The organism is Parabacteroides sp. PFB2-10 (assembly GCF_029893085.1).
GTDB lineage: Bacteria > Bacteroidota > Bacteroidia > Bacteroidales > Tannerellaceae > QVMG01.
Genome location: NZ_JARXWI010000005.1, coordinates 40,886 through 63,786 on the forward strand (window position 1 = coordinate 40,886; position 22,901 = coordinate 63,786).

A 22,901-nucleotide genomic window follows, 5' to 3' on the forward strand; every position below is an offset into this window, starting at 1 on the left:
CTGTAAGGAAACACCACTATATTATGAAATACAATTTATTGATTTGGTTTTTATCGCTGTCGTTCCTCTTTTCCTGCCAGGGGAAAGAGGTGATTCCAACACCGAAAACCAATCCTTGGCCGGACAATTACGAATCTATTTCCGCCATGGAGCACTATCAGTCGTGGGGCACATACAACCTGCACGACCCGGCATGTAAAAAGTTGGGTGATTACTATTATATGTATTCCACCGATGCCATTTATGCAGAGAATAAACAGGAAGCCATTGCGAAAGGAGTCCCTATCGGCTATATACAAATGCGCCGCTCCAAAGACCTGGTTCATTGGGATTTTCTGGGCTGGGCTTTCCCGGAAATACCGGCCGAAGCATCGGAATGGGTGAAGGGTAATTCGGGAGGAAAAGGAGCAACAAACATCTGGGCGCCTTATATCATTCCATACAACGATGTGTATCGGTTGTATTATTGTGTTTCCGCTTTCGGCCTGCCCAATTCCTACATTGGTCTTGCCGAGTCGAACTCTCCCGAAGGACCATGGACGCTGAAAGGCTGCGTCGTAAAGACCAATTGGGATAGCGAAAAGAATGCCATCGATCCCAGTGTGATTGTCGATGCAGAAACGGGCAAATGGTGGATGCATTACGGCTCGTACTTCGGGGGATTATTCTGTGTAGAGCTCGATCCCGAAACAGGCCTGACAAAGGTCGAAGGCGATCAGGGGCACCTGACAGTCCGAAGAGCGAACTTCTTGAAAGACAACCTGGAGGCACCGGAGATCATCTATCACCCCGATTTGAAAGAGTATTTCCTCTTTGTCTCTTACGACCCGTTGATGACCACCTATAACATACGGGTAGGAAGAAGCCAAACGCCCGACGGCCCCTTTTATGATTTCAATGGAAAGGATATGCGTGATACAATCAATAACTTCCCTATACTGACCGCCCCGTATCGTTTTAACAACCATCCCGGATGGGCCGGCACAGGACATTGTGGGGTCGTCGAGGAGAATGGACGCTATTTCATGTTCCACCAGGGACGCCTTTCACCCCAGAACCAGCAGATGGTGCTTCATGCCCGGGAGGTTTTCTTCAATTCCGACGGCTGGCCGGTTGTTTCTCCAGAGAGATATGCCGCCACCCCTTCCCGATCATTACGGGAAAAAGACTTGATCGGTGAATGGGAGGTGATACATATCATAGAGCCTTTGCATGAACGCCAGCTCGAAGCCGGACAAATCCTGTGGGGGGAAGATGAATTAGCTAACGAAGAGTGGAACACCTCTTTCATCCTCACCATCGAAGAGGCCAATCAGCTGAAAGAGGGAGGCGAATGGCAGTTCACAGAAGCGAAACAAACCCTCCGGATCGAACAGGGCGAAAACCTGTTCAGCGAACTATTCGTCTTTGCCGGACAAGACTGGGAGAATGAATCTGAAACCATTCTCTTCACCGGGCTTGACCAAAATGGACGTTCTTTCTGGGGCAAAAGGGTGAAATAATAAAAGATTCCAACAATAAACAGTAAATAAAATGATCAGATTTAAAAAAATCAATCTCTTATTCTTTATTTTTCTCATGGCTGGCAGCTCATTCGTGTTTGCCGGCAATGAGAAACAACAACCGACAGAAACAGTAAGCAACCGCGTATCACGTCTGGAAAATCGTGAAAAGATCAAATACAATCCGATGATTTTCGGACAGTTCATCGAACACTTCGACAATCAGGTTTATGGTGGTATTTACGATCCCGGATCCAAGTTTTCTGACGAGGATGGCTTCCGGATCGATGTGATGGAGGCCTTGAAAGAATTGAAAATGCCTATTATCCGATGGCCGGGTGGATGTTTTGTCTCCACCTATCACTGGCTGGACGGAGTCGGCCCCGAACGGACGCCTGTTTACGACAAAACCTGGCAGGTAGAGGATCCCAATACATTCGGAACAGACGAGTTCATCAAATGGTGCCGGAAGGTTGGCACAGAGCCCTATATCTGCACAAACGCAGGGACAGGCACCCCCGAAGAGATGAGCGACTGGGTGGAATATTGCAACCTGACAGTAGGCAAATTCGGACGGATGCGGGCTAACAACGGACACCCCGAGCCCTACGATGTGAAATACTGGAGCGTAGGCAACGAAAACTGGGGAGGCCACGAATTGGGTGCCAGAACCGTTGAAGAATGGGGACCAATGGTTCGGGAGTCGGCCAAGCTAATGCGTAGCGTGACGAAGGATCTGAAACTCTTTGCCGCGGCCACTTCGAATAAAGACTGGACCATGCCGCTATTGAAAGCTGCCGGTCAACACTTAGACTATATCTCGGTGCATGGCTATTGGGATCCGGCATTTCATGTCAATAACATATCCCCCTACCTGGAATGTATGATGCGGACAGAGAGACCGGAAGAAGATATTCAGAGAACCATCAACATATTGGAAGAGGCCGGGTTTGCCGACCGGATAAAAATTGCCTACGACGAATGGAACCTGCGCAACTGGCATCATCCCTGGCATGGCGATTTCCGACGCGGATTTGAGTTGGAGGCCCGTCGCAAGAACGACATTCAATCCACCTACACCATGGCGGATGCCCTCTTCTCGGCCTGCTTCCTGAACTCCTGCCTACGCAATGCCGACTATGTCGAAATAGCCTGTTTCTCTCCGGTAGTCAATACGCGCGGCGCTATTTTCGTGCATCCCGAAGGTATCCTGAAGAGAACCACATTTCACACACTCTATATGTATGCCAACTGGTTGGAAGCATATATAGTTCCTGTGGAAAGCTCCGTGGAAAAGCTCACCTCCGGCACCAATTCGACGAATGTATTGGATGTGATCCTCACCTCCGATGAAGCGGGCAAACGATATGTGTATGCCATTGTCAACAAAGACCCCAAACGCGACATCGACCTAACGCTCGATTTTGAAGGCCTTGGAAAGAAAGCCCCAAAAACATTAAACGGACAGGTGTTAAGCGGAAAGAGCCCGGACGATTACAATGACATTGGTGCGGAAAACAGGGTCGTTCCCGAAAAAAAGAGCTTTAAGGTGAAAAACGGAGCTGTCACCCTACCTCCTCATTCATTAACCTTTATTACTGTTGAATAAGTAATGTAATAATTGAAGGAGAAGGGAGAAAGGAGATAGGAGAAAGGAGTGAGGGATATTCAAATCATGTAATGTGTGGAGGTGGATAGTGCAACCGTTCCGGTTGCATATCTTTGTAGGCCGTTGCTTTAGCATCGGTATTAACGCATTGAATTCCATTATATGCGTGCCGCAGGTACGCGATCTGTGATGATGGCATACCTGCGGCACGCCCGGGTTGGATTTGGGACATATATACCGATGCTAAAGCAACGGCCTACAAAGATGATGTCCCTCTCGGGACACCTGCGGAGGTCTTCCAATCTTGTAATATGTGAAGATTCCCAAGGAGTACCGAAATAAGTATCCAAAAGCTCCCCTTCTTAGAAAAGAAGGGGGTGGACCGCTGCTCGCAGCGGTGGGGTAGTTTGAATTCTTTATAAATGTTTTTCCTATTTCTTTGATAGTTACAAATGCAAAAAGCAGAACAAATGTGTGATTTTAAATACATCAAATTACCCCACCATCGCAAGCGATGGTCCCCCCTTCTTTTCTAAGAAGGGGAGCCTTAGATAGTGATTTCCTCCATTCCTACTCACAATAATCATCCTAAAATACCTTAAAATACTTTCCCATTTGATCTCACCGTTCGTTTTCGGGGTCTCCTTTCCCAAATGTTAAAATACGGACTGTAAGCAAAACGCCCCTTTTGCTTACAAATCCATACGTTAAAAAGTGTTTCTCCCGGGAGTTTGTCTCCAAAGTCCCGCTTTTTTGCGCGCAAAGTCCCGACGAAATTACAAATCGTAAATTGAGGGTTTTGGCGAAAACGAATGTTTTAACATTTATTTACATCCCCATTCTTCCCCTTCCGGGCTCTTTTTTTATATTTTCCGCTCCCTACGACCGGATGGTTCACTAATATCTTTATATTTGCCAGAAAAGAGGTGTGCTAAATATCAAATCGAACACGTTCATGAGAAAAACCATTTTGTTTCTTACCATTTGTTTCCATTGTATTAATTTGTTGAATGCCCAAAGCCAGACACCTGTTTCCCCGGAACGGGTGATGGAGCAGATGGAAATACAGACGGATATTTTCCCAATAGAAAAGCTCTATTTACATATCGACCGAAATGCTTATTTCCAAGGGGAAGATATCTGGTTTAAAGCCTATCTGAGGGATGCTTTTCTGCGCCCCTCAGAAACGGGAAGTCGTTATGTGTATGTAGAGCTGATCAACCCGCTCGACTCGGTTGTCGGTCGCGTCATGACCCGTCCGCAGGAAGGGTTATTCCATGGCAACCTACCTGTCTCGGAGGAACTGGCAGAAGGGTTTTATACGCTCAAAGCCTACACCCGATATATGGAGAACTGGGACGAATCTTGTTTTTTTCGTAAGACCATAGAGATAAAGAGTGTATTGGGTGCCCAAATCCGACCGCATTATAATTTTCATTATCAGAACGATGAGAAAAAGGTGGATCTCACCCTGTATTATACAGCCGGAACAACTGATCAGAAAATCAAGCCGGACCGGTTATTGGTCAGAAATAAGCGGGGAGATATGCAGAACATACGGTTGGATCGGGATACGATAGCTCATATCTCATTCGATTTACCCTTGAAAAACGATCAACGGGCAGTCTATCTGGAAAGCGATCGTTTCCGGCATTTCATTTTTATTCCTTACGAAACAGACGATTACGATGTTGCTCTCTTTCCCGAAGGGGGCTATCTATTGAATGGTTGCCTGACACGAGTAGCTTTTAAGGCCATTGATTCACAAGGACAAGGGGAAGAGATAACCGGAACGGTATACAACCAACAGGGAAACTATGTGTGCGGACTGCAGACTTCGCATGCCGGCATGGGACTCTTTGCCTTCTTCCCCCGAGAGGGCGAGACCTATTATGCCGAGTGCATAAACAGCCAGGGAGTGAAAAAACGCTTCGACCTGCCTCAAGCGGTTTCGGGCACTTACGGGCTGCAGGCGGATGCCCTACATGGCAGTTTGTATATCGGTCTGCAGCACACAAAGAGTCTGCCCTTACAAGAGGATCTGTATCTATTGATCCACCAGAATGGTCGTCCGCTTTATTTCGAACCTTGGAAAAAAGACAAACAAGAACTCCGGTTTTCCTGGGAATCTTTGTCGCCGGGCATATTGCAAGTTGTTTTGTTCGATCAACAGATGCGCCCTCTTGCCGAAAGACTGGTGTTTTCGCCTCTGAAAAATAAGCCGCAATTCGTTCTGCAAACGGATAAGAGCGACTATCGGACACGAGAGAAGGTGTCGCTTTCCATGTGGCTGACTGAAGCCGGCGAAGCGCCGTTACAAGGTGATTTCTCGGTAGCTATTACCGACGATGCCGATGTCGTGATCGATACTATGCAGACCATCGTGTCGACCCTGCTGCTTTCTTCAGAGCTGAAAGGGACGATCGAATCGCCTGCCTCTTATCTGCAGGAAAACAATCCGAAGGCAAACCTTGCTTTGGATCTGTTGATGATGACGCAAGGATGGCGAAGATATGATTTGAGCGAAGTATTGCAAGGAAATTATACCTATCCGGAGGTATTGCCGGAAACAGGCATCCAACTGACCGGCCAAGTGAGTAGGATATCTTCCAAGAAAGCGATCCAAAACGGAGAGGTAACCCTGATGATGACAACGCCTAAAGGAGAGACTCATTTCGGTCAGGTTCGCAGCAATGAAAACGGAAATTTTGCGTTTCCTGACATGGAGTATCCCGATAGCACACGCTTTTTTGTTCAATCGCTCAATCAAAAAGGGTTAGATTATGTAGAGCTACACATCGACAACATCCGCTATCCGCTTATTAGCGCATTAGACCGGATAAACATCCGCATGAAAAGAGAACCCGTCCGCCCGGTGGTAGAACAGAATTTCAAAAAGGCCGAGGAGCGTGCTATGTATGACGATAATATGAAAGTGATTCACCTGAAAGAGGTGACCGTTGTGGCTGCTAAGCCAGTAAAGAAAGAAGAATCGCGAAAGTCTGCTTATGCCTCCATGGGGACGACCGTTATCAACTTTATGGATAAGATAAAAAACAAACATTATTCGAACTTTGCCGATGTATTCTTTGAAATACCCGGCGTTCAGGTTGTCACAGATGGAAGTGGGAATACAAGACTCGTAATCAGAGGAGCCGGCTCAATGAGCGGCAATTCGTATGCTCTCATAATGATCAATGATATGCCGGTGGATTATCCGGATGTTCTTCAGACGATCAGTATGCATGATGTGGCTTCGGTGGAAGTATATAAAGGAGCAGATGCGGCAATATTCGGGGTACGTGGTGGCTCCGGAGCCGTCAATATCCTTACGAAAACCGGGGAAGATTACATGAATAATCCGGTGGTGAATTATAATAAACAGGTTGTGTATCCGCTGGGGTATCAGAGGCCGGTTGAGTTTTATTCACCCAAATACGAGACGCCGGAGCAGAAAAGCAGTTATCTGCCCGACCTGCGAACGACAATCTACTGGAAGCCGGATCTGACTACCGATGAAAACGGAGAAACAACTGTTTCCTTTTATACAGCCGACATACCTTCTACCTATTCAATCCTTATCGAAGGAATCACCGATGACGGCAAGCCCGTGAGGCATATAGAAAAGATACAGGTAAGATAGTGATGTGTTGAGCTCGAATAAAAGGTAATAACCGGGTATTCAACGAAACCTTTTCTCCAGCTCTTCATCGGTAAATAGCGTAAGGATCGTTTTACCGTCGGGCGACAGATAGGGGTCTGATGCGGAGAAGAGGGAGGCGATCAGGTGTTCCCGTTCTTCCTGCGAAAGGGCTTTCCCGGCCGGGATCGCTGTGGAACGCGCCAGGGAAAGAGCCAGTGAATGGACAATTTCCTCATGCACCTCACAGCCGGTCTCCATCGAACGCGCGACCATCTCTTTCAAGAGTGCAGCCGGATCCTGATTCTTCACCTCCGGAGGTAATCCATTGATAGCATAACTCCCCTGCCCCAGGTTGCTCAGATCGAAACCAATGTAATGTAGATCGTCCAAAAGAGCCGCGACTACGGCGTTCTCCGCGGGAGTAAACTCAACGATTTCCGGAAACAGTAATTGTTGGGAAGCACCCTGCTGCTGGCGGACATGCGCTACATACTGATCGTAAAGCACACGCACATGCGCCCGGTGCTGGTCGATAACCACCAGGCCGGACATCAAAGTGGTGACGATGTAGCGGTTCTTATAGGTGCAGGAGGGATTATTCTCGACTTCAAACAGCTGGTCGATAGCCGAAATATACTCCGCTGCAGGGGCTGTCTGTGGCATTTCCGGTTCGATCTGCACCGGTTCTTCCGGAGTCTGGTCGCTCTCGAATCCTTTATACAAAACCGACCAGTCGAACTCAGGTCGTTTATGACTGCCACCGCTTTGATGGAAAGGGTTGTAGCCTTTATTCACCTGAACCGTAGGAGCGGTAATCGCCTCCGGGTGATCGGTACGCGGAACATACACAGGAATGTCGATTGCATCCTCGCGGTCGAAATCGATTGTCGGGATGGCGCTCGATTTAGCCAAGGCTTCCCGCACCGCCGACATCAGGATCTGCCAGATCGGCTGTTCGTTTTCAAATTTGATTTCGGTCTTTGTCGGATGGATATTCACATCGATCGTTCCCGGATCGAGGGTGAAATAGATAAAATAGCTCGGCATCTCCCCGGAAGGGATCAGCTGTTCGTAAGCCTGCATAATGGCTTTGTGGAAATAGGGATGGCGCATATAGCGCCCGTTGACAAAAAAGTATTGCAAAGCACCGCGCTTGCGTGCCGTATCAGGACGTCCCACAAAGCCGGAGATCGTGACCAATGAGCTTTGCGCCTCGACAGCAAGTAATTTCTCATTCAGGCCTTTCCCGAAAATATGAATAATACGCTGGCGTGTACCGGAGACAGGCAGGTTCAGAATCTCCGCATCCTGGTGATATAATGAAAAGGAGACTTCGGGATAAACCAAGGCAATCCGCTCGAATTCATGTACGATATTGCGGAATTCCGTCTCATTCGATTTGAGGAATTTGCGCCGAGCCGGCACATTAAAGAAAAGATTCTTCACCGAGAAACTACTGCCTTCTGCGCAAGCGTCGCAGGTCGATTCCTCGAGCGTCGAGCCGTTCATCACCAAGCGGCAGCCCAATTCACTGCCGCGCAGGCGTGTACGCAGCTCTACATGAGCCACAGCAGCAATAGAAGCCAACGCCTCTCCCCGGAAACCCATGGTGCGAAGGGAGAAAAGATCGTTAGCGGAGGCTATTTTGGACGTAGCATGCCGCTCGAAAGCCATGCGGGCATCGGTCTCCGACATGCCTTTTCCGTTATCGATTACCTGGATAAGGGTACGGCCGGCATCTTTAATATTGACACGGATTTGTGTGGCACCAGCGTCGACAGCGTTCTCTACCAACTCTTTCACCACAGAGGCGGGGCGCTGGATCACTTCCCCGGCAGCGATCTGATTGGCTATGCTGTCGGGCAAAAGATGGATAATATCACTCATTTAAAGAAAAGAATCCAAAAAATAACACCTAACACGACAAGCCACAAAAGGAATTTGAACGTTTTATATTTACGGGCACGCGTGTCTTCCCCCCTATTATAGCTGCGCTTCAGGTGGGATGTTCCCTCGACAAAGGTGCCTTTTATCTGCGGCTTATAGTCTTCTAAAGGCTCTTCCATCCCCAGCTCGCGCTTATTCTTACGAATACGCTCTTCCAACGCCTCCTTACGGGGATCCCAATAGATAGGCGTATGATTATATTGGCGCGGCTTACGCACATTATAGAATGAAAATAATGCCATACTGTTTCTATTTAATGATACCGACTGCTAATGTACGAATTTATTACTTCTTTTCGGTGTTGTCCCAGCCTCTCTCTTCACTTCCCGATAGATATCATCCGGATCTTTCGGTCGGATAGTGTCAAACCAGTAAAAGTCTTTCAGGAACTTCTCTTCCGGATTCAGATCAGGGATCGGGGTAATTGAGCCTTGGGGAGCTGCCCATATTTTCAATTCTTCCAGTTGATTATTCTTTACCCAGATAGAAAGGTAACCGCTTTTTGTCTCATTCAGTCCGATCATGCCTTCGCCTTCCTCTATGGGATAAAAGATAGATTCCGCATTGCCTACCACATCGATCAGGCGCACCTGCTTACCTTCAAAGAAAGCTTTCATATCGTTTCCTTTCAACTGGTTGTAATAGGTTGTATCGACCTCCTGGATCGCAAAGGCAAACTGTTTGATATGTGCGTAGTCGATCGTACTGTCATTGAAGTAGATCTGGATGCTGTCACCAAAGATTTGATATCCCTCATTCCAAAGAATAGGATCGTCGAACATATACAACACCGAATCCCGGGTATTGAACAACATGGAGTCACATACTCCCTGCATATCAGAACGGTAGAATCGCACGCCATAATAGGCATTGATCTCCCGGAAGTCATCATCAATCGTGACCATCTTGAGCGTGTCGGCATGCAGATAGAGGGTATCGCCCTGCCCATATTCGATGAAACAAGCCTCATCGGTAGCAAAAGCATATTCGGTCAGCTCGTTGTAAAAGCCATATTGCCCTGTTAACATAATCTGCTGTGCCGTGTCACGCAGGATCATATTGCCAAACACCTCCCCGAAGCCGGTCTCCCGGTCGTAATGGATAGAGTCGCCTATCAGGATCTTCTCTCCCATAGTCACTTCCGAACGGTCTAATAAAAGCGAGGTTTGCTTTTCTGTATCATACCAACCACGGGAGGTATGCACGGTGCCGCTATCCGTAACAATCACGGAAGGGCCAAGAATGGTGGCTATTTTCGTATCCGTACTATAATGTAATGTATCGGAATAAAGCGTCAATTTAGGATTTTCCAGGCGCACACTGTCGTTGAAAACGGCCATCTTCGTCACGGTCGAGTATTGTCCGTAGATAGATGAAAGGTCGTTTTCCTCATCCATAATCAGCCCTTCATCGAAATAATATCCGATATCCGCCGTACGGTCGTAGTTTAAACTGTCTGTAAATAAAGTAACCTGATTGTTCTCCATGCGCACCTGCTCGCGGAGATAGGCCATCTGTGTGTTTCCGTCATAGAGCAGGTAGTTGGCATAAATGAAGAGGGTGTCGCCTTGCTCCATGCGCACATTGCTGAAGGCTTCAAAAGTATTTCTTTCCTGATACAAGTAGGCGCTGTCACAATACATATAAGCGCTGTCGTGCCTCAGGACAACATCTCCATACAGGATCTTTGCGTCGGCCACATATTGCTGATTCCCAACCAGGGAATCGGCACGTTCGATATGCACATAGGTAATTTTTGGGGTGTTCCCCGTTGAATCAGGAGCAGAAACGATATGTTCCGCTGTTTGCGCCAGAGCGAAAACAGGGAATAAACCATACAAGACAAGTATAAAGATTATTCCGTTTTTCTTCATCTTCTAACCCAACCCGGATACTGAAAATCGCAATTTTGCCATCCGTCGCTTATCCGAATATATGTTGAACGTTGTTTCTCTCGAATCCACTTATCCAGCAGTTCCTCCCTTTTGCTTTCTTCCACAATCGACTTCAAGACCTGGTAGTCGTCAGAAATGTTAGCTTTATGCTGGAGGGTGCGTGCTTTTAACTTCACAATGGCAATCACCTCTTTCTGTTCTTTCTGCGTGCGCATAGTGAAAGGTTTCGAGATTTCTCCCACCTCCATTTCATTCACAACACGAGCCATCTCCGGCGGAAGCTCAAACATCTCGAAACGAGGAGTTCCCATATGAGCGCTTTCATACTCCTGATTGACCATCAAGCCCTTATTGTTCTTAGAGTCTTTATCGAAAGAAAGATACATAGCAGCCTCTTCAAAAGGGAATTTTTCCGCCTTTATATCGTTATACAACGAGTCCATTTTGACCATTGCCTCACCCAACTCCTTCTCAGACACTTTGGGTCTCAATAAGATATGCCGCACATTAATTCTGTCGCCACGCTTTTCGATCAATTGAATAATATGGAAACCATATTCCGTCTGCACGATTTGAGAAACACGGGTTGGATCCGTAAGATTGAACGCCACATTGGCAAATTCAGGCACGAGGCTTGTTTTACCCATAAAGCCCATCTCACCTCCCTGCATCGAAGAAGCCGGATCTTCGGAATACAAACGTGCCAAAGTAGAAAAAGATCTTCTGCCGGAATGGATATCATCGGTATATTCACGCAAACGCGCTTTGATAGCATCAATCTCTTCTAATGGAATTGTCGGTTCCAGGGTGATGATCTGTACTTCGACTGTCGTAGGAATCGTCGGTAAGCTATCCTTCGACAATTGATTGTAGTATTTCCGCACTTCCGATGGCGTCAGCTTAATCTCACCCGCCAGCTTGCTTCGTACCTGCTTGATGATCTCCTGTTCACGGATAATTTCTTTCCGTTCTTCTTTGATTTGTGAGAGTTTCTTACCAAAATATTCCTCCAGCTTCTCTACATCCCCAATTTTATTCATCGCGTCGTTGATCCAATAATCAACCTGCTGGATAACCGAAGCTTCATTTGCATAGATACTATCGATCTTAGCCTGGTTCAGAAACAATTTTTGTATCGCTATTTGTTCCGGAATATAACAATAGGGATCATTTTCAAACCGCATGCCTTCGCTTTGCATATACAAGCGCTGGTTCTCAATATCAGAAAGAAGAATAGCATCATCTCCAACCACCCATACCACCTCATCAATCACATTCGGCTGGCTCTGTGCAAACGCTGCACTAACCGAGCAAACCAATAAAAACAGAAATAAAAACTTCTTCATCACGTTATTTTTCAAATTAATCTTTTCCGACTTATGGCTCTGCTACGACTTTTGCTTTCCCCTGACGAATGGCATTCGTATACAGTTCCTCTTCAAACGCACGCAGGAAATCAACTTTTCGCTGATTGATAAGTATTTCTACTATCTGCGCATTCACATAATCATAAGGAGCAACACTCCCGGCCGGTAGATATTCTGTAATAGTAAGCAGATAACAATAGCTGCTATCCGCCTCTTCAACATGTTTGTTTATCTTTAAAAAAGCATTTGCATCCGGCACGCGGGTAGGCATATTATCGACAATTTGATCGAATTCTACCCAGCGGTCGTAAAAGTAGTCATAAACTGTGGCATTTTGCACACTAAATTTCTCAATTTTCTCTAAAGCCTCTTCATTTGTCTGTTTATACCATGTTTTTATGTCTGCCAAACCGGGGGCATCGACAGGTATTTTTAGGAAAAGTCCTTTGACCAAAGCCTTATCTAATGTGAATTTTTGTTGGTTTTCTTCATAAAAGCGTAGTTTGTCACTTTCCTGGATATTGCCAGAAAGCCTCTCTTTGATTAATCGCTCCTGGTATCGATAACGCACCAACGAATTGCGGTAGTCTTCTACCAGTTTATCTATTTCTGCTTTTTCATCTAAATTACGGGAAGCCAAATCAAAGACCAACGCATCCTTCACCCATTTTTTTATGATGCTCTCGGCCATAATAAGGCTATCGGCGGAAGAGACAGTCCGTGGAATCATCGCCTTCACTTCCGATCTTCTCAATACTTTCTCATCTACACTCGCGACAATATCGCCATCAATACTTTGTTCCCCTTTGCAGGCAAGTAAAACAAAAGGAAGGAATAAAAAGATCAGTTTTCGCATAGGCAATCTTATTTCTTCAATCGTTTTATCAACTTCTTGTTTATTTTAACAGGATACTTTTTATTTAATTCCGCAATCCAGGCTGCTTCAGCCGCTGCTTGTTCTTCGGCCGGCTTATTCCAAACCTTCTGACTGGATATTTCAAACAATAATATGCCGTCACGATATTCCTGAAGCAGGTGCTTCATCTCCGGATGTTTATTTTCCAGATTTTGTCTTTCTGCATTGGTTGTCAGCTCCCGGATAAAAAGATCATAAATCTCCTGCATAAAGTCGGGCGCATAGGTTTTCGTTGAGAAAGGCTGAGATATCATATAACGGACAAATTCAGCCGGGGGGAACGATTCTCCTTCCAGCGAGAAAAGGATTTTATCTATCTCTTTTGCCTTTTCATAAAACAACTTATCGTTCGGGAAATAGTCGGCACATAAGGCAACCAACTCGGCATAAACCTCCGGATTGAAAGAATAATTGTATTCACGGCGCAGCTTCATATCAAAAGCTCTATACAATTCAAAATTGCGTTCGCCCTCACCCATAAACTTTCGGATAGAACGTTTCTGCGACTCTAAAGATTCACGAGGTTGGATTTCCAATAGCTTAATAATATGATATCCGAAAACAGACTCTACAATAGGAGATAATTGTCCGGGAGTGGTTAAAGCAAAAGCCGCTTTTTCGAAAGGCTTAACCGTTTCACCTAAGCCGATCGGGCGTAGTTCGCCACCATTTTCAGCCGAGCCGATATCCACCGAATGCTTTTTTGCCAATTCGGCAAAATCAGCTCCTGCTTGAATTTGCTTGTAAATTTCCTGAGTTTGCTTCAAGGCTTCCTCTTTCGCACCAACCGAATCTGTCGGATAAGTAATCAGAATATGCGCCACCTTCACTTTCCCGGGATTCGGACGACGGGCGTGAACCTGTACGACATAATATCCCTGGCTCGTATGGATCGGCTCAGAGATAGCGCCTACTGGCAATCCGTAAATCGCATCTTCCAAAGCCAACGAAGCACGCATGGGAAACAGAACCGATACATATTCAAACTGTACCAACTCTTTATTCTCTGTTGCCAATTGCTTTCCCAGCTCATCTATTTTCTCTCCGTCGAGCAAACGTTTCCGCGCTTTCAGAGCCTCCTGGTAAGGAAGTATCGTATCATTGAGCAGGGTATTCCCTGCCGGGAGTTTAAAAAGAATATAACTTAATTCGGGTAACTCATTCCCCCGGTCATACAATGCCTTTACCGCCTCATCTTCCGCCTTCCTGTCCGACAAATAATCAGAAACCAGCTGTGCCTGATACATTCTAAACTCTTCGTCAAATGCACGGGTCTTATCAAGTTCTAACGCTTCAGCTTCAGCAATTTTCAGCTTAAAGTTCTTGAACAGCTCAACATATTCATTGATTGATTTGGTATTGGAGAAGTCAGCCTCTCCATTTTTTTGTGCAATAAAAATGAATTCCGAAAGGGGTATAGGCTTACCCGCTACAGTCATAACAACCGAGTCCGGAAGATTCTTAGCCCCAACAGACAGTGAGACACACAACAAACAAGTAAAAACAACAATATACCTTCTTAGCATTATCTTTTTCATAGTGCAAATGAACTTAATACAACATTATATAAACGGAGAGCGTGCAGGAATAGTATATATCCTTCATAATTTAGTCTTTTTTACCAATTATGTATTCCAAATGACACACCTGCCTACAAGTTGGTCAATTTGCCATTTCAGACAAGAACTTTACGCGAACAAGACGTATTTCTTCTTCGGTATAATCCCCACCCAATTCCTCTATTGCTTCTTCAAGATCGTCTGTTTCCGAGTCTTTAAAATATTCATAAATATCTTCAATGTGATCTTCGTCCATCACATCATTTACAAAATAGTCAATATTGATCCGCGTACCCGAATAAACAATGGCTTCTAATTCATCCAGCAATTCCGAAAATTCAAGCCCATTGGTCAGAGCGATCTCATCCAAAGCCACCTTCCGGTCGATGCGTTGAATGATCGACACCTTCAGTTTCGACTTATTCGCCACCGTACGCACACGCAGGTCTTCCGGACGCTCAATCTCGTTCTCCTCCACATGCCTTTTGATCAGTTCAACAAACTCTTTTCCATAGCGTTTAGCCTTCCCCGCTCCTACACCCGGAATATTCTGCAGTTCGTCCAACGTGACCGGATAGGTCGTTGCCATCGCCTCTAAGGAGGGATCCTGGAAAATCACAAAAGGAGGCACCTCCAGTTTTTTAGACATCTTCTTGCGCAGATCCTTCATGATTGCATACAACACCGGATCGACAGCACAGGAACCTCCGCCTCGCACCGGCACTTCATCCTCTTCGTCTTCAAACTTATTATCTTTGGTGATTTTAAACGACACCGGATTATCCAGAAATTTCTTCCCTTCTTCTGTCAGCCTCAACAACCCATAGTTCTCAATATCTTTATTCAGATATCCCCCTATCAAAGCCTGCCGGATAACCGCATTCCATGTTTTCTCATCCTCATCACTTCCCGATGCAAAGATTTCCAACTCGTCATGCTTATATGACTGAATCTCGGAAGTCTTATTTCCAATCAACACATTTATAATATATTCTGTCTTAAATTTTTCTTTCAATACGCCTACCGCTTCCAATACGGTAGACAATAGTTCTTTTGCTTCCACTTGCTTCTTGGGATTCAAACAGTTATCACAATTACCACAATTATCTTCTTCAAAAGGTTCTCCAAAATAATGCAATAAAACCCTTCTTCGGCAAACAGATGTTTCTGCATACGCAGCTGTCTCAAGCAACAACTGTTTGCCAATTTCTTGTTCGGCTACCGGCTTTCCCTGCATAAATTTCTCCAACTTCTGGAGATCTTTATAGGTATAAAAAGAAATACATTGTCCTTCACCGCCATCACGTCCGCCACGTCCGGTTTCCTGGTAATAACCCTCCAGGCTTTTCGGCATATCGTAATGGATCACATAGCGTACATCCGGTTTATCAATGCCCATTCCAAACGCAATTGTCGCCACTATCACATCTACTTCTTCCATCAAAAAAGCATCCTGATTAGCCGATCGCTGCTGGGAATCCATACCTGCATGATAAGCCAGTGCCTCTATTCCGTTTGTTTTTAATATTTCCGCAAACTCTTCTACCTTTTTGCGGCTCAGACAATAGACAATGCCGGATTTTCCTTCCTGTCCTTTGATAAACTTAATGATTTCACGGTCTACGTTGTTTCCTTTCGGACGCACTTCATAATATAGGTTTGTCCGGTTGAAAGAGGATTTGAATACCGTAGCATCAATCATGCCCAGGTTTTTTTGTATATCGTGTTGCACCTTAGGCGTTGCCGTCGCTGTCAAGGCAATCAGCGGTTTCTTTCCGATTTCATTGATGATCGGACGTATTCGCCTGTACTCCGGACGGAAATCATGTCCCCATTCCGAAATACAATGTGCTTCATCTACTGCATAAAAAGAGATCTTCACCTGACGAAGGAAATCCACATTCTCCTCTTTGGTTAAAGACTCCGGTGCTACATACAACAATTTGGTTCTTCCCGACAAAATATCTTCTTTTACCTTGTCGATAGCCGCTTTGTTCAAGGATGAATTCATGAAATGCGCCACCCCGTCTTCTTCACTAAAGGTGCGCATAGCGTCTACCTGATTTTTCATCAGGGCGATCAGGGGGGAGATGACAACAGCCGTCCCTTCCATCAACAGGGAGGGTAGCTGATAGCACAAAGACTTTCCTCCGCCGGTTGGCATTAGTACAAAGGTATCGTTCCCAGCCAGCACATTTTCAATAATGGCTTTCTGGTTTCCTTTGAATGAATCAAAGCCAAAATTAACTTTCAGTTGTTCCGCTAAGTGGTCCTTCATACCAAGATACTTCATTTACGCTATCTGCAGACGACGCACATCCGATTTTTCAAATTTCTCTTCCGCATATTCTATTGTCACATGCAATGATTTCTCATTAGTCGACGGCATACTATACATGGCATCCGTCATAATGGCCTCTACAATAGAACGTAGTCCGCGAGCTCCTAATTTAAACTCTAACGCTTTGTCTACTATATACTCGTATACATCTTCGTTAAACGACAACTGGATATCGTCCATTTCGAATAACTTGACGTATTGTTTGATAATCGAGTTTTTCGGTTCGGTCAGGATGTTGCGCAATGTCTTACGATCGAGCGGATCCAGGTAGGTAAGAATCGGCAGACGTCCTATGATCTCAGGGATCAAGCCAAATGACTTTAAATCGGTCGGCGTAATATACTGCAGCATATTTTCCCGGTCGATCCCTTTAGTACTTTTGCTGGAGGCATAGCCCACCACACGCGTATTCAACCGCTGGGCAATCTTTTTCTCTATGCCGTCGAAGGCACCGCCGCAAACAAAGAGGATATTCTTCGTGTCGACCGGTATCATTTTCTGCTCCGGATGCTTACGTCCTCCCTGAGGCGGCACATTCACCACCGAACCTTCCAACAGTTTCAACAACCCCTGCTGAACACCTTCCCCGCTCACATCACGGGTGATCGACGGGTTGTCGCTCTTACGGGCAATCTTATCGATCTCGTCGATAAAGACAATGCCCCGCTGAGCCGCTTCCACATCGTAATCGGCAGCCTGCAGCAAACGCGTCAGGATGCTTTCGATATCCTCGCCCACATAGCCGGCTTCGGTCAGAACTGTCGCATCGACAATCGTAAAAGGCACATGCAACAATTTGGCGATGGTGCGAGCCAATAGGGTTTTGCCCGTACCGGTTGCCCCCACCATGATGATGTTCGATTTTTCAATCTCCACATCATCGGATGTTACCTTCTGGATCAATCGCTTATAATGGTTATAGACTGATACGGAAAGACGCTTTTTGGCAGCATCCTGTCCGATCACATATTGATCCAAAAAAGCCTTAATATCTTCCGGTTTAGGCAGATCTTTCTGATTCAACCGGAAGGAGGTTGCCTTTGCAGGCATTTGTTCATTAACTATTTCGTACGCCTGCAATGCACATTCATCACATATCGCACCGGAGATACCATTAATCAAGAGATTAACATCCCGGCTTCCTCTTCCGCAAAACGTACAAACGTCGCCTACTTTGGCCATATTTATCTTTCCTTCTTAGTGAATATATCATCGATCATACCATACGCTTTGGCTTCCGCGGAGGTCATCCAATAGTCACGATCGCTATCGCGTTCGATCTCTTCAATCGTTTTCCCGGAATGGTCGGCAATGATCTGGTACAATTCTTTCTTTACCTTCAACACTTCGCGTACAGCAATCTCCATATCAGAAGCCTGTCCCTGCGTTCCGCTCATCGGTTGGTGGATCATCACGCGTGAGTGTTGCAAACCGAAACGTTTTCCTTTGGTTCCGGCCACAAGCAATACCGAAGCCATCGAAGCTGCAATACCGGTACAGATTGTCGAAACGTCGCTGCCGATAAACTGCATGGTGTCGTAAATACCAAAGCCTGCGTAAACAGACCCTCCCGGAGAGTTGATATAGATAGAAATGTCCTTGCCCGGATCGCTTGAATCCAGGTAGAGCAATTGCGCCTGTATCACATTAGCCGTATAGTCGTCTATCTGTGTTCCTAAAAAGATAATACGATCCATCATCAGACGGGAGAATACATCCATTTGTGCAACGTTTAACTGGCGCTCTTCTATAATCGTCGGAGATATATAGCTACTTGTTATATTCATATAACTATCCAGGGCCGTGCCACTCAGACCCAAATGCTTTGTAGCATAATTTCTAAAATCTTTCATACTTCTAAATTATTGTTTTTATCTCTATAAACACACTTCTTAACCCTTATCCCTTTTTTTAACGGAATAGCAAAGTTATAAATAAATTTCTAAAACATACAAATATTTCACTCCACGCGGGTTGTTTTTTTCTTTGCGCTTAAGTTCGTCAAGGTAAATGGCTGAATATCAAAAACAAAACACCTCAAAAAGACATAAATAACCGCAGGAAACAGATATTTTTCCAATAGAAATTATCTATTAACCCTGCGGTTATCCTTTTATTTGTCGAATAAATAAAATTTACGCTTCAAACAGCTTATTGAATTCGTCGATCGTCACCTCTTTGGTATCCAGCTTCACATGGTCTTTCAACCAGGCGGTCAGTTTATCCTCCACCGCTCTGTCGATCACGTTCTGCAATGTCTCTTTGTTCTTCAGCATATCCTTGGCGTAGTTGTCGAGGATATCATCGGGCACAGAAAGCATGCCGTACTGGGCAAACTGTGACTTAGCCACGCGACGAGCGAAGAGATTCACATCTTCCTCTTCCACTTTGATATCGTTCTTGCGGATGATTGTTTCTTTTACCAGGTGGAATTTCAGGTCGTCGATGATCTGAGGATATTCAGCTTCTATCTTTTCCGGTGTATTCTTCTCATTGGCAAGCAACAACCAGCGCTTCAACAGATCGTCGGCAAACGGCAGGTCGCCTGCTTTTTTTGCCAATACCGCACGTGCGTCTGTCAGGAACTTATAATCTGCCTGCGGAGCAAACTGTTCGGCCAACACCGCGCGAATGCGTGATTTGAATTCCTCTTCCGTAGTCACTACGCCTTCACCAAACACTTTATCAAACAACTCCTGATTCAATTCGCCCATCTGATGACGGGTGATTTCCTGAATCTCAAAACTGAAATCCGTATTGGTGGCAGCTACCTGATCTTTCTCAATTTTCAGGAAAGCGGCAATTTCCGCTTCAGCGCCTTCGTAGGCCTTAAAGGGATTGAATATGACAACCGAGTTGAGCCCTGCCTCCATAAATTTAGCCTTTTCAGCCTCATCTTTGATATACATCGGCATAACCACCGACTCTTCCGTGCGGATTCCTCCCTCTTTCGGCAGGTCGTTTTCCAATTCGACTACCAATCCTTTGATCATATCCCGCTCTTCCACATCTTTCACCTGCTCATAGGTACCAAAGTTCTGACGGTATGATTCAACCTGTTTTTCTACCATATCATCGTCGATCGTAACCTGGTAGAAAGGGATTTTAGTCTTTTTATTGAGTTCTATTTCGATTTCAGGAGCCAACGCTATGTCGAAGACAAACTCAAACGTTTCATCCGTATCAAAGTTCAACGGCTTCTGTATCTCTTCGTTCGGAAGCGGCTCACCCAGGATATTCAGCTTTTCTTCACGGATGTATTTATACAGATTATCTGAAACCAGCTTGTTTACCTCTTCAACCAATACATGTTTTCCATACATCTTCTTTACCATTCCCATCGGTACCATGCCTTTCCGGAACCCCGGAACGTTGGCTTTCTGACGGAAATTACGCAAGCTTTTTTCTACCTGTTCTGCATAATCTTCTTTTACTATCTCCATGGTAATCATACCACGAGAAGCATCCTTATTCGTTAGTGAAATGTTCATTCTGAATGATTTATATGATTAATTTGTTACTTCCTCGCTCAAATTAGGCTGCAAAATTAGACTTTATCTTTCAATCACGCAAATGGAAGGTAGTATTTTTATTTTAGATTTTCATCGGTTCGACCTAACCGATTGAGGAATAAGCCTTTCGCAGAGTTTTTGCTTTTCAGAAGTAACGATTTAGTAACCGTTCGTATTTCAGCGATTTGCAGTATAATACTACCGAAATAACTCGGGTATAAAGGCAAGTAATTTCTTGGAATATCTATTTGTATTCAGATAATAACACTATTTTCTATGAATATTATAGACTTTATTATTACCCTCAATCATTATTTCATCGCAATTCCACTTAAGAGTAATATCATTTAATTCAGTTGTATCAAATTCGTTAATTGCGCTTAGTGGTGGTTTGATATAATTATCAATAAAATGCGACATTATATTACCTGATCTTTCTTCTAAGTGACTCCAAGCCTCTGCTCCCACATATACGGTGCCTCCATTGTCTTTAAATGCTTTAGACAATTCGGTTAATCTATTTGATGGCGTAGGATCTAATACAACAAGAATCGGCTGGATACCTGCTGCCATACATTCCATAGGGAATGATAATTCCTCGCCAAAACGACCCTGCCCACTTGCTGCAATAGTAACACGAAGCTTAAATTCATAAGCTACATTTTCAGCCCCAATATAACAATCGATTTGTCTCCCGGTAGATTTTGGTTGACCATTTTCATCTAACCGTTTTACAGGAGAATTTGTCGAACTTACAGATTCGCCCCCCAATGAACTAGCTAATATAGGTTCAAACAAATAGCCTGTCTCTTGACCTGAACGATTATCGATGTCAAAAATCCATTTTCTCCAAATCAGCCAACTATTTAACAAAGAATTATCACAGATTCCATATTCAAGCAATCCTCTCGGCCCAACTTGATCCATTGTTGGTTTAGGCTGTGTACATAAAATCCTATGGTACTTCAAACGCCTTTTATGTAAGGAACATAAATTCAGAAAATAGAGTCCAAAATCCCCTTCAATTTCAACACCAAAGGCTAAAGCTTGTTGAAGCTCTTGTATTGATGGTGGGTTGCTATGAGAGCAAAACCATTCAAATTCTATCTCATAATAGTTTTGATTAGGAAGTTCGGATGCGTCTAAACCTAAAGCCATTGGTTCCCACTTTAGATCATTACAAATAATCAAAAGGATTGCGTATAATTCAGACTCACTTAAAACCACTGTTGGAGAGCCTGATTCAAGAAGTCTACTCCTGCTAAATAAATTTTTTACAGTTGAATTAATAGCCATTATCAAATATGTTATATTGTTTGTTCTTCATTAAGATTAGCTCTGTCAGTTGTCTTTCTGTTTCTTTTAATGCAGGACTTAGTCCATTGGATTTTGTGAGAACAAAGTCCAATAGTGATCCGGTATTTGACTTAACACTTTGGATAGATTCAATGCTATAAATGTGCCGAGCAAATATTTCAGCCAGCAATGGAGGTATTGCATTCCCTATTTGTTGTATTTTATCTCCAGTGCATCCACAAAACATGAAATTATCAGGGAACGTTTGTATTCTAGCACATTCCCGGATTGTTAAATAACGATTCTCAGTAGGATGGACAAACTCTCTAATTGCAGCACTTGTGATAGTAAGACTAGGCTCATTTTCTTTCAATCGTTTTAAACCAGATGGAGCTCCTCCTCTTTTCTCTGTTGGCATTCCATCTTTAACTCTCCTGGCAGCTCTCTTACAAAACGAAGGGTGTTGTAAGTGATCAGGAAGGTCTTTCATTGTTTGACCTTGATTGAGTTCTTTAACCCTATCATACTGAATTCCTGTAAGACTCTGAGTAAAGTGATCGGTTACGATTCCTGTAGGGTTTTTTAACACTTTCGCCCAACTATTTGAAAAATCAATTTCATACTGAAGGCTGATATTCTCACTCGAGGGAGACGGAAGTCCCGTTAATGCTTGGGCAATGGTGACTATTTGTCCTTGAGGCTTCGGAAACTTAAATACTTGTCCAAATCTATTCCCGATGATAATAACCCGCTTACGTTTTTGTGGAATTCCATAGTCGTGAGAATAAACCTTTTCTAATCTTACCGTATATCCTAATTTGGTCAAAGCAATTATGGTCTCTCTAATATATTCTCCCTTTTTAGCTGTCAATAAACCTTCAACATTTTCCATTAAAAACCATTTAGGCTTTATTATATCCAAGGCTTGAACATACTGCTTTAAAAGGCTATTTCTAGGATCATTCTCAGATCTAGATCCTGCTGTACTAAACCCCTGACAAGGAGGCCCACCTATAACAATATCGACCTCTCCCGTATGTATGTTTAACGTAGATAATATGTTGTGAAAGTCAATATCCCGTATGTCTTTACATTCCGCAAAAGTCTCAGGAAAATTAGTATTGTATGTTTCTATTGCAGATCTATCAATATCTGAAGCATACATTATTTTATAACCCGCATTTTTAAATCCGAGTGAGCACCCTCCTGCTCCAGCAAAGAGACTTATTGCTATTGGTTTGATATTCTTCATTATTTTCACTAAATTGAAATAGCGCTATATCACCAATGCTAAGAAGATGTTAGTTGATCATA

Annotated in this window: 15 protein-coding genes; 3 read left to right on the forward strand and 12 right to left on the reverse strand. The window is 44.4% G+C overall.

Annotated elements, in window-relative coordinates:
- Nucleotides 1-23: 23 nt before the first annotated feature.
- The 3 genes from M2137_RS05825 to M2137_RS05835 all read left to right on the forward strand — a co-directional run bounded on the left by M2137_RS05825 (nucleotide 24) and on the right by M2137_RS05835 (nucleotide 6,754).
- A complete protein-coding gene (locus M2137_RS05825; protein ID WP_280765522.1) occupies nucleotides 24-1,502 on the forward strand; it encodes an arabinan endo-1,5-alpha-L-arabinosidase in 1,479 nt (492 codons plus the stop codon).
- A 31-nt stretch (nucleotides 1,503-1,533) separates the two neighbouring features.
- On the forward strand, nucleotides 1,534-3,111 hold the full coding sequence (locus tag M2137_RS05830; protein ID WP_280765523.1) for an alpha-L-arabinofuranosidase C-terminal domain-containing protein: 1,578 nt from the start codon (nucleotides 1,534-1,536) through the stop codon (nucleotides 3,109-3,111).
- A 955-nt stretch (nucleotides 3,112-4,066) separates the two neighbouring features.
- Entirely contained in the window at nucleotides 4,067-6,754 is a 2,688-nt protein-coding gene (locus tag M2137_RS05835) for a TonB-dependent receptor plug domain-containing protein (protein ID WP_280765524.1), read from the forward strand.
- 39 nt (nucleotides 6,755-6,793) lie between these two features.
- On the opposite strand, the gene mutL is transcribed toward M2137_RS05835, so the two are convergent.
- From mutL to M2137_RS05895, 12 genes are all read right to left on the reverse strand, one after another.
- A complete protein-coding gene (gene mutL / locus M2137_RS05840) occupies nucleotides 6,794-8,641 on the reverse strand; it encodes a DNA mismatch repair endonuclease MutL (RefSeq protein WP_280765525.1) in 1,848 nt (615 codons plus the stop codon).
- Nucleotides 8,638-8,943, reverse strand: coding sequence for a hypothetical protein (locus M2137_RS05845; protein ID WP_280765526.1), 306 nt, complete (start codon nucleotides 8,941-8,943; stop codon nucleotides 8,638-8,640). The genes mutL and M2137_RS05845 overlap by 4 nt, the downstream gene beginning before the upstream one ends.
- Before the next feature lie 27 nt (nucleotides 8,944-8,970).
- Nucleotides 8,971-10,575 (reverse strand): OstA-like protein, encoded by a 1,605-nt coding sequence (locus M2137_RS05850; RefSeq protein WP_280765527.1) that lies wholly within the window; start codon nucleotides 10,573-10,575, stop codon nucleotides 8,971-8,973.
- Complete coding sequence (locus tag M2137_RS05855) at nucleotides 10,572-11,942, reverse strand: peptidylprolyl isomerase (protein ID WP_280765528.1); 1,371 nt, start codon at nucleotides 11,940-11,942, stop codon at nucleotides 10,572-10,574. The genes M2137_RS05850 and M2137_RS05855 overlap by 4 nt, the downstream gene beginning before the upstream one ends.
- A gap of 31 nt (nucleotides 11,943-11,973) precedes the next feature.
- The gene (locus M2137_RS05860) at nucleotides 11,974-12,819 is read right to left on the reverse strand and encodes a peptidyl-prolyl cis-trans isomerase (protein WP_280765529.1); all 846 of its coding nucleotides are present in this window, start codon (nucleotides 12,817-12,819) and stop codon (nucleotides 11,974-11,976) included.
- Nucleotides 12,820-12,827: 8 nt separating this feature from the next.
- A complete protein-coding gene (locus M2137_RS05865) occupies nucleotides 12,828-14,417 on the reverse strand; it encodes a peptidylprolyl isomerase (RefSeq protein ID WP_280765530.1) in 1,590 nt (529 codons plus the stop codon).
- Nucleotides 14,418-14,541: 124 nt separating this feature from the next.
- Nucleotides 14,542-16,731: a DNA helicase RecQ gene (recQ, locus tag M2137_RS05870; RefSeq protein ID WP_280765531.1), complete on the reverse strand. Its 2,190-nt coding sequence runs from the start codon at nucleotides 16,729-16,731 to the stop codon at nucleotides 14,542-14,544.
- On the reverse strand, nucleotides 16,732-17,961 hold the full coding sequence (clpX, locus tag M2137_RS05875) for an ATP-dependent Clp protease ATP-binding subunit ClpX (protein WP_280765532.1): 1,230 nt from the start codon (nucleotides 17,959-17,961) through the stop codon (nucleotides 16,732-16,734).
- Between the two features lie 2 nt (nucleotides 17,962-17,963).
- Complete coding sequence (gene clpP / locus M2137_RS05880) at nucleotides 17,964-18,632, reverse strand: ATP-dependent Clp endopeptidase proteolytic subunit ClpP (protein WP_280765533.1); 669 nt, start codon at nucleotides 18,630-18,632, stop codon at nucleotides 17,964-17,966.
- Between the two features lie 282 nt (nucleotides 18,633-18,914).
- Nucleotides 18,915-20,270, reverse strand: coding sequence for a trigger factor (gene tig, locus M2137_RS05885; RefSeq protein WP_280765534.1), 1,356 nt, complete (start codon nucleotides 20,268-20,270; stop codon nucleotides 18,915-18,917).
- Nucleotides 20,271-20,558: 288 nt separating this feature from the next.
- Nucleotides 20,559-21,587 carry a hypothetical protein gene (locus tag M2137_RS05890; RefSeq protein WP_280765535.1) on the reverse strand — a complete coding sequence of 343 codons (1,029 nt, stop codon included), beginning with the start codon at nucleotides 21,585-21,587 and terminating at the stop codon, nucleotides 20,559-20,561.
- Nucleotides 21,577-22,839: a DNA cytosine methyltransferase gene (locus M2137_RS05895; protein WP_280765536.1), complete on the reverse strand. Its 1,263-nt coding sequence runs from the start codon at nucleotides 22,837-22,839 to the stop codon at nucleotides 21,577-21,579. The genes M2137_RS05890 and M2137_RS05895 overlap by 11 nt, the downstream gene beginning before the upstream one ends.
- Nucleotides 22,840-22,901: the final 62 nt, after the last annotated feature.

Excerpts from the sequence above, each read along its gene's own strand:
- M2137_RS05825 (WP_280765522.1), top strand. The coding sequence starts at position 24 with ATGAAATACAATTTATTGATTTGGTTTTTATCGCTGTCGTTCCTCTTT.
- recQ (WP_280765531.1), bottom strand. The coding sequence starts at position 16,731 with ATGAAGTATCTTGGTATGAAGGACCACTTAGCGGAACAACTGAAAGTT.
- clpP (WP_280765533.1), bottom strand. The coding sequence starts at position 18,632 with ATGAAAGATTTTAGAAATTATGCTACAAAGCATTTGGGTCTGAGTGGC.
- M2137_RS05850 (WP_280765527.1), bottom strand. The coding sequence starts at position 10,575 with ATGAAGAAAAACGGAATAATCTTTATACTTGTCTTGTATGGTTTATTC.
- M2137_RS05855 (WP_280765528.1), bottom strand. The coding sequence starts at position 11,942 with ATGAAGAAGTTTTTATTTCTGTTTTTATTGGTTTGCTCGGTTAGTGCA.
- M2137_RS05890 (WP_280765535.1), bottom strand. The coding sequence starts at position 21,587 with ATGGCTATTAATTCAACTGTAAAAAATTTATTTAGCAGGAGTAGACTT.
- M2137_RS05895 (WP_280765536.1), bottom strand. The coding sequence starts at position 22,839 with ATGAAGAATATCAAACCAATAGCAATAAGTCTCTTTGCTGGAGCAGGA.
- clpX (WP_280765532.1), bottom strand. The coding sequence starts at position 17,961 with ATGGCCAAAGTAGGCGACGTTTGTACGTTTTGCGGAAGAGGAAGCCGG.
- M2137_RS05865 (WP_280765530.1), bottom strand. The coding sequence starts at position 14,417 with ATGAAAAAGATAATGCTAAGAAGGTATATTGTTGTTTTTACTTGTTTG.
- tig (WP_280765534.1), bottom strand. The coding sequence starts at position 20,270 with ATGAACATTTCACTAACGAATAAGGATGCTTCTCGTGGTATGATTACC.
- mutL (WP_280765525.1), bottom strand. The coding sequence starts at position 8,641 with ATGAGTGATATTATCCATCTTTTGCCCGACAGCATAGCCAATCAGATC.
- M2137_RS05860 (WP_280765529.1), bottom strand. The coding sequence starts at position 12,819 with ATGCGAAAACTGATCTTTTTATTCCTTCCTTTTGTTTTACTTGCCTGC.
- M2137_RS05835 (WP_280765524.1), top strand. The coding sequence starts at position 4,067 with ATGAGAAAAACCATTTTGTTTCTTACCATTTGTTTCCATTGTATTAAT.
- M2137_RS05830 (WP_280765523.1), top strand. The coding sequence starts at position 1,534 with ATGATCAGATTTAAAAAAATCAATCTCTTATTCTTTATTTTTCTCATG.
- M2137_RS05845 (WP_280765526.1), bottom strand. The coding sequence starts at position 8,943 with ATGGCATTATTTTCATTCTATAATGTGCGTAAGCCGCGCCAATATAAT.